5 protein-coding genes are annotated in these 5520 nt (G+C 32.1%); 2 read left to right on the top strand and 3 right to left on the bottom strand.

Features of this window, described 5'->3' with window-relative positions; all coding sequences use genetic code 11:
• Window positions 1-355: 355 nt before the first annotated feature.
• Window positions 356-1318, bottom strand: coding sequence for a helix-turn-helix transcriptional regulator (locus CN692_RS24385; RefSeq protein ID WP_098121727.1), 963 nt, complete (start codon window positions 1316-1318; stop codon window positions 356-358).
• A gap of 108 nt (window positions 1319-1426) precedes the next feature.
• Here CN692_RS24385 and CN692_RS24380 point away from each other — a divergent pair, with 108 nt between their 5' ends.
• Window positions 1427-1906 (top strand): GyrI-like domain-containing protein, encoded by a 480-nt coding sequence (locus tag CN692_RS24380; protein ID WP_142317572.1) that lies wholly within the window; start codon window positions 1427-1429, stop codon window positions 1904-1906.
• Window positions 1907-2515: 609 nt separating this feature from the next.
• A complete protein-coding gene (locus CN692_RS24375; RefSeq protein WP_098121725.1) occupies window positions 2516-3253 on the top strand; it encodes a hypothetical protein in 738 nt (245 codons plus the stop codon).
• A 25-nt stretch (window positions 3254-3278) separates the two neighbouring features.
• Here CN692_RS24375 and CN692_RS26950 read toward each other — a convergent pair whose 3' ends face one another.
• Together CN692_RS26950 and CN692_RS27095 are read right to left on the bottom strand one after the other, a co-directional pair.
• Complete coding sequence (locus tag CN692_RS26950; RefSeq protein WP_257144121.1) at window positions 3279-3479, bottom strand: hypothetical protein; 201 nt, start codon at window positions 3477-3479, stop codon at window positions 3279-3281.
• A 171-nt stretch (window positions 3480-3650) separates the two neighbouring features.
• Window positions 3651-4907, bottom strand: coding sequence for an excalibur calcium-binding domain-containing protein (locus tag CN692_RS27095; RefSeq protein WP_306659921.1), 1257 nt, complete (start codon window positions 4905-4907; stop codon window positions 3651-3653).
• Window positions 4908-5520 lie beyond the last annotated feature (613 nt).

Genomic DNA, 5520 nt, shown 5'->3' with positions numbered 1-5520 from the left:
TTTTCAAAGTTCACTTTGTCACTCAGAAGCGACTTTAATATCATAACATTTTGTCGAATCATCTGTCAACAATTTATTATATTATTTTTGTTATCCGAACTCGTTTTGTCGTGACAACTTTCTAAATATACCATCTCGTCCAACCTATTGCAAGCATTTCTTTACAAAAAATTAATAAAAATAATTAACTTAGTAATTAGATGCACTTTTATATAGTTAATTTTAATAACAATTACACTGCAGTATAAAGAAGGCAGTTATATTCAGTTGACTTCTTGTTCTACCTTTGACATATCAAACTGTTTAATTTGATGCTTCAGTTGAAGAACTTAAGTGTATTTTTAAACGGGTCTACTTATGGGCAGAATAAGTTTAATCTATCTTGTAAACCATTCATAATTTTTTCTGGTACTTCTTTTAACTTTATATCATCACCTAGGAAAAGGAGCCAGTGTGTTATATCGTTCAATTCTCCAAAGTTATCAACATTAATAAATGTTTTTAGAATGGCTGTGGTTTGGTAAGGACTTGTATAAGAAATAGAGAGCATTAAAGGATGGTACTTTTTGAATTGAGCAATTGCCTTTGGACCAAGTTCAATTACAAGGTTAATTATTTCATCTTGCTTACTTAGTTTTTCTAAAATCTTTTTTCTGCTTAATCTTTTTTTTTGAGGATATGTTACGACATCTATAAGATTGTCGACCGAGAAAATCTTCTTCATTTCATCCAACAAGTCAAATCCTTCAATCAACCAAAGACCTTTGTCATGATAAAGGTGCAGAAGATAAATAGGATAAGATAGTGATTCCTGTTCTTCTTTGATAGTAATCAATAAAAAGCGATCCAAAAGTAGTGTTTCAATGAGTCTTTCTAACATTGGCTGAGGTAAGTCAGATAAATCAAGTAAGTCGGGATTATTGGGATTAGTACCTTCAAAAAGAAGTATCTGATTTAAAAGAACAAGATCATCCTGCTGGTTTTCTGAGATTAAGCCAAGTAATTTCTCTGCTAAAGATTGTCGACTCTTTAGATAAGGAAGTTGTTTATTTCTTGTCGCCATAAAAGCTATAAATAGAGCCTTTATCTCATTATCTGTAAAACGAACAGTTGGCAGGACAGAATTATTCATGACAAAATATCCTCCATCCCTGCCAACTTCAGCAACAAGTGGCATCCCCATCTCTTCAATTTCTCTTATATCTCTTAAAGCCGTTGATCGGGAAATGTTAAATTCTTGCATAACTTCTGAAATTGTAAACTTGGCGCGGTTGTTAATATATCGCATGATCGTATTAATTCGTTCAACTTTTTTCATCAGTACCTCCTAAACAGTATCATTTTTTGACACTATTTAAGACTATTATAAACTCATCAGATGAAAAGACAAATCGTTTGATAAACTTAAAAAAGGAAGGTTTTGAATATGACAAATTATACATTAGAAGAAAAAGATAGCTTTACCGTTTTAGGAATTGGAATTGAACTTAAAAGCCATTACACAGATTATGCTGGGTTAAATAAAGAAAAGGAAGATTTTTGGGATGCAATCAAACAAGATGGTAAACTTGAAACTTTAAAAAATATAGCTACAAATGATTACATTTTTACAGTGAACGAAGCAGTAAATAACAAGATGATGCATTATGCTGGCGTAATGACAGAGGCATCTGTAGCAGAAGAATCTAGAGTTATCCAATTCCCTAAAGGAGAATACCTAGTAGTAAAAGGTGAAGGTGCTACAGCTGAAGAATTAAGTAATAGACTTACTGGTATTGCCTTTGGTCAAGTTTTACCTGAAGCAAAGGATTTTGCCTATGTTGGTGGACCAAATACATCGGTTGAAATGGGTCATCGAAACGGCTTAGTATTTGGTGAAATGTGGATCCCTGTAGTTAGAAAATAATTTGTACAATTAGGGATTACTCCAAGTTTAATAATTATTTTGAAATTAATTATTCAAAAACTTTCCATAAGCTAATATATTATTCTATTGTTAATTAACGGTAGTATCAAATAAATAAAAAAGAGCTGACCGATAATCAGCTCTTTTTTTCATTGTCTCTCCATTTTAAATTCTATTTTGTTATTTATATATCTTTTCTTACTACTAAACAGTAAATCATGTATTAACCTAAAATAAACATTTCACAACAGTAAATGAATGGAATAGTCGTTCTTGCATGCGTTGAATAATCTATTAGCTTTTAAGGAAGTTAATTTTAGCGTAATAAATATCATTTTCCCCTTCACTAGACACAAATTGCTATATTAAGATATAAAAATCTTGTAATTCAATCGTTTCATTTGTTTTTTGTTTTTTAGGCAAATCGTTGTATTTTGATTTATACAATTAAAGCAAAAACCTTATGAGACATCTTCATTATTTAAAATATAAGCTCTGTTAAAGTAGATTGTTGATTTTCTTATTTAACTAATTGGCAGTATAGTTCAATAAGTATAATTTAGTATAATATAAAAAATAGATACTTTTACTAAGAAGTGGGATGATGAATTGAATAAAGAATCTCTTGAATTCTTTGATTGGATAAAGCTAAATATTGATGAACTGGAAAGTGATTCTCCTCAATGGAAAGGAAATTTTGTATCTCATTGTCTTCCGAAAAACTTCAGTCATTATTGTAAGATCCTTCATCCAGTATATCGTGATAAAAAGATTAAAGATGAACATTTATTATGGAGTGAACGTCGATTTGGAGTTGATCAAAAAAATAGAATAGGTGAAAGATTGTTCTATAAAGATTTGGTAAAAAAGTATAATGTTCAATTTACACAAGAAATAAGTACAAACACTTTTAGCCAAATATATGGGAGTTTACCAAGATATATAATATCTTCTGATGAAGGAAATATGGAAATTAATTTAGTAGAAGAATTAGTAAAAATCTTAAAACCAATGACTATGAAACAAAAATGTTACTTTCATTATTATTTTTTAAAAACAGAGGACTGGTACGGAGATGATCTACTATTTAGTGGTAAATTAGAAGACGTTTTTAACTTATACAATCTAAATGGTTTACACGGTTCACCTACCTATTGGTGGGCAGAAGATCAGAGTTGGTGTTTGTGTACTGATTATGACCTTGATTTCTCATTAATAGGTGGTACTAGAGAATTGATAGATGCGTTATTATCAAATTCTGAATTAGAGTGTATTGAAGTTAATATTGATACAAGAATTGATTATAGATCGGATTGGAAAAATGTCCCGACTAATAAAAATAAATAATGACCTTCTTCAACAAACTCATGCGTTAGTTGCATAAGGAATAATTATATTTCAGCAAAAGGCTTCCAGTTTTTATCTTTTTCATCTTTATTCTTTCCTCACCTTTTGAATGATAATTTATTTTATCTGCTCTTCCAATTTCTTTAAAATTCTTTTGAGCTTCTCCTAAAGTTACTTTATTCGGTCCGCTTATGTCAGGTTTATAAGATTGTATCTCATCATCCATTTGCATACTTTACAAGTTTCATAATAATATCACGCTCATTTAATGTCTTATAACCACAACAAGGACAAGTAAGTTTTTCCATCATTTACTCCTAATAACTGATTTTTATTTATGCCACTGCCATGAAACGAAAACAAGAGACGGAACGGTTCCTTCGTCTCTTGTTTCAGATTAGTTTTCACAAGCGTACTTGTCTTTATCACGGTCTAACTTCGTTTGATATGCTTGGTGGGTACTAGGTACACCTTTTGGGTATTTCTTACGTAAATCGGTACAATTTGCGAAATACTCAAGTAATGAGCTGCTTAGTACATACCCTTTTTTCGTTCCATACTGTACGTATGCATACTCACGTTTTGGTCCGTAACCTTTTGACAGCATTTTGACGTTTTTGCCACTTGCTACCGTCACTACTTTTGTACCCGTAGCACTTGCAGTCGTGCGAAGCGTCACCGTTGAACGTGTTCTCATTGTTAAATTGAATGTGATGGCTTTTGGTGTGAATGTTGATTTGAACCCTTTTGATTTGTTACCAAGTGTATCAACGCTTTTGAACGTGAAAGAATACGGTTTACCAACGACTGTTGTGCCGTTGTATGTGAAACTATTCTTTCCTTTTAGGACTTTTGTGGTTTTACCGTTTGGTAACGTCACTAGTGTGTAACTATAGTCGTATTCGTTTGCTGGCGTAAAATTAACCGTAATCACACCATTTACATCTTTATAAGTTACGTTTTTTGCCTCAATTGGTGCGCGTTTTGGGTCATCCCAATTTAACACAACCGCTTTTGCCTTGTTTCCGTTCTCATCTTCTGCAACTAGTGAAGCGGTTTGAACAGTTGTGAAGTTTGCTGATTTATACGTGTAACTTTTTTCCCCGTCTTCAAGTGTCACAACTCTTTTGTTCGGTAGAGTTAAAACTATGCCATAAAAATCTTTATCCGTTGGATTTATCCAACTGTAAACGATGTTGTTGCCAACACGTTTTGCGGTAAACTTTGTTGGTTGTTTTGGTGGTGTTAAGTCGTTATCCGTTTTGAACTCAAAATATACACCGTGTTCATCGTCTTGCTCGTTTCCATTTACATCGTATGTATAGAAATATAGCGTGTAGTTCGTGTTTCGTTTTAAGCCGTCTAAGTAGAACCAACTGTCCTCTTTATCGACATCTTCAATCCATTTACCATTTTGATCGTATACTGCAATACCTTTGTAATCTGGGTCGTCTGGTCCAACAAATTCGATATAAATCGCATCGTTGTATACTGTGTATGTTAAATCTTTTACATCACCTGGTGGTGTTGTGTCAACTTCCTCTGAAGTTGCTGTTGCGACCGTGTTTACCGGCTTTGTTGTTTCAGCGTGAGCAGTTGTGCTGAACGCTGATAGTGCGATGATACCTGCTAAGAATGGTTTTGTCCATTTCATGTATTTTTCCCCTATCTCTTTTTCATTCGCCATTAAGTGTATCATGAACTAAAAGCGCTTTCGATGAAAACTTTTCATAAGCCTAAAAAAAATCGACTATACAGTTACAACTAGGTTATTAATTATCAAATTAACCCAAAAAATGAATATCGGAAATGAAAATAAGGATTTTCAAAAATTGAAGATTCTTTTTTTCTTATTGAACTAACGCATGCAATAGTTGAACAACATGATCGAGTTTTGTTGAAAGGAAATGTCCTTCAAATGAAAGGTTTCACGATAACCAAAGTAAAAATAATACACTTTTTGTGTTTTTGTTTATTATTCTTTCTTTATACAATGATAAGTGAAATTTCATTCTTCGGCCTTGGAATGTTCGTGATCATTGCAGTACTTTTTATTAATAGTAAACAACTGTAAATAAAAAAGTAAGCTATGCAATAACGCATTGCTTTAGTTGATTAAGCGTTTCAAAAGGTTTTCTAATTAGAAAACTTCTTTTTTAGTTCAAATATCAACATTTTAATTTAACAGAGCCAAATTAAAAATAAGCAAACATACAAAAAAACATCAGCCTAATAGCTGATGTTTTTGTTTAACCAGGCGACGTTCT

Origin of the sequence: Bacillus sp. AFS002410 (genome assembly GCF_002556365.1) — a bacterium.
Taxonomy (GTDB): Bacteria; Bacillota; Bacilli; order Bacillales; family Bacillaceae_G; genus Gottfriedia.
The sequence above is the reverse complement of the archived record's forward strand: the minus strand, read 5'-3'. Positions and strand labels throughout refer to the sequence as shown.

Coding starts and splice junctions, on each gene's coding strand:
- CN692_RS27095 (WP_306659921.1), bottom strand. CDS start 4,907: ATGAAATGGACAAAACCATTCTTAGCAGGTATCATCGCACTATCAGCG.
- CN692_RS24385 (WP_098121727.1), bottom strand. CDS start 1,318: ATGAAAAAAGTTGAACGAATTAATACGATCATGCGATATATTAACAAC.
- CN692_RS26950 (WP_257144121.1), bottom strand. CDS start 3,479: ATGGATGATGAGATACAATCTTATAAACCTGACATAAGCGGACCGAAT.
- CN692_RS24380 (WP_142317572.1), top strand. CDS start 1,427: ATGACAAATTATACATTAGAAGAAAAAGATAGCTTTACCGTTTTAGGA.